This window comes from Arthrobacter sp. Soil_N43 (assembly GCF_057655195.1).
This window is the reverse complement of record NZ_JBDGML010000004.1, coordinates 1-2,155: the sequence shown is the minus strand read 5'-3', so window position 1 is coordinate 2,155 and position 2,155 is coordinate 1. Positions and strand designations below refer to the sequence as shown.

The 2,155-nt window shown below is 64.3% G+C and carries 3 protein-coding genes; 1 reads left to right on the top strand and 2 read right to left on the bottom strand.

Annotated elements, in window-relative coordinates:
* Nucleotides 1-1,414: APC family permease (locus AC3A3W_RS00065; RefSeq protein ID WP_487439857.1), on the top strand; the 1,414-nt coding region annotated here is incomplete at its 5' end.
* 14 nt (nt 1,415-1,428) lie between these two features.
* On the opposite strand, the gene AC3A3W_RS00060 is transcribed toward AC3A3W_RS00065, so the two are convergent.
* On the bottom strand, nt 1,429-1,725 hold the full coding sequence (locus AC3A3W_RS00060; protein ID WP_205652020.1) for a hypothetical protein: 297 nt from the start codon (nt 1,723-1,725) through the stop codon (nt 1,429-1,431).
* 124 nt (nt 1,726-1,849) lie between these two features.
* Nucleotides 1,850-2,155, bottom strand: a 306-nt coding sequence (locus AC3A3W_RS00055) for a DUF6226 family protein (RefSeq protein ID WP_487439856.1), incomplete at its 5' end; no start/stop codon positions are given.

Here is a 2,155-nt window from a genome sequence, read left to right as displayed (position 1 = left end):
CGCACTCAAGCGGGTTCTGGGACCAAAGCTCCTGCTCCTCTTCATTGTGGGCGACATCCTCGGCGCAGGCGTCTACGCCGTCACCGGGACTATGGCCGGCCAAGTCGGCGGCATCGTCTGGCTGCCGTTCCTGCTCGCCTTCGTCGTCGCGACTCTAACCGCCTTTTCCTATCTGGAACTGGTCACCCAGTACCCGCAGGCAGCCGGTGCTGCGCTGTACACGCACAAGGCCTTCGGGATCCACTTCGTAACGTTCCTCGTCGCATTCGCCGTCGTCTGTTCCGGCATCACCAGCGCCTCCACGTCCGCGAACGTACTGGCTCAGAACTTCTTCGGGGGCCTGGAGATCAACGGCTGGATGGCCATGCCCGGGCGGGAGGTAGTCACCGCCGTTGCCTTGGGCTTCATGCTGCTGCTGGCGGCGATCAACCTGCGCGGCGTGGGGGAGAGCGTTAAGTTCAACGTCGTCCTCACCCTGGTCGAGATGATCGCCTTGTGCATCGTGATCGGCGTCGGCTTCTTCGTGATGGCGCAGGGGACGGGGAACGCAGGAGAAATATTCGTCTTCAACGATTACCAGGACAAGGGCCTGTTCCTGGCGGTCACCGCGGCCACCTCCATCGCCTTCTTTGCGATGGTCGGCTTCGAGGATTCGGTAAACATGGTCGAGGAGACCAAGAACCCGGAGCACATCTTCCCGCGCACCATGCTGACTGGCCTCGGCATCGCGGTGCTCCTGTACATGCTGGTGGCCGTCTCCGTGGTCAGCGTGCTCACGCCCACCGAGCTGGAGAACATCAGGGAGGCCGAAGGTGCCGCGCTCCTCGAGGTGGTGCACAAGGGCTCACCGGACTTCCCGATCGACAGGATCTTCCCCTTCCTCGCGGTCTTCGCCGTGGCCAACACCGCGCTGATCAACATGCTGATGGCTAGCCGCCTGATCTACGGCATGGCGCGGCAGGACGTCCTGCCCCGGCCGTTGGGAAAGGTACTGCCGGGACGCCGTACCCCCTGGGCCGGCATCGCGTTCTCCACGCTTCTTGCCCTGGGACTGATCTGGTATGTCAGCAGCGATCCAGAGAGCAATATCGTCGCCAACCTTTCCGGGACGACCGCGTTCCTGCTGTTGTGCGTGTTCACCGTGGTGAACGTGGCCTGCCTTGTACTTCGCCGCAAGAGGGACCCGAACCGCAAGGTATTCTTCACCTCGCCGGGGCAGCTGCCGTTGGTGGCGGCGCTGCTGTGTGCTTTTCTCGCCGGCCCGTGGGTGGGCCGGAACCCCATCCAGTACCAGATCGCCGGCGGGCTGATGGCGATCGGCATCATCCTGTGGTTTGTCACCTGGCTGATCACCAGGAAGACCAACGCCGGGCCGGGCGAACCGGCCGATACACACCGGAGCGGCCACCCCTGACGGGCCACTCCGGCCTAGGAGCGCGAGCGGGCAGGCTCTGAGGCGCGGTCGATCTTCACATCGAAGTCCAGGAGTGAGTCGTGGCCGGCGAGCCGGTGCGTCAGGTACGTCCGCAGCTCGGCGTTCGTGGCTGTGTGCGCGCCGGGCAAGGCTTCGCCAGTGAGCAGGGCATAGGAGTCGCTGATGTGGAACACCGACAGGAAGCAGTCCTCAAGCTGATCCGTCCGAAGATTCAGGACGGTGTCGCGGAAACTGCCCTGCGCGCCCTTCCTCGGCATAGTCGTCACCGAAAATGTCACTGTCTTTGCCATGGAGCTGATGATCCTCTGAATGCCTCGGGTGCGGGGGTCGCTTCCCCGGCCATTCGATAGGCTAACTTCTGTTGCGGGGCGAAGATAACCCTTACCGATCAGTAAGTTGAAGAAGTCGTCCAGGTTAAGGCCGCCCGGCGGGCCAAGGAGCCCAGCCGTCAGGAACTTCCTTGAGCCGGGCCTTTCCGCTGCGCAGCCGGTCTGCGGGGACCGGTCCGGGGTCGCCCTGCCCGCTTTCAGACGCGGAACCGTCCGGTGCCATCAGCGCGTAGCCGAGCCACCGCCGTCGCCCGCCCACCGGGCAACGTTCGCTGTATCCGCCGGCGGCCACCCCCAGGACCAGCAGTTCCAGCCGGGCCGCTGCAGTTTCTGCCGTTTCGTCGCATGCGTCGCAGCTGCACACCGGGAACACGAAATCGTGCAGGACTCC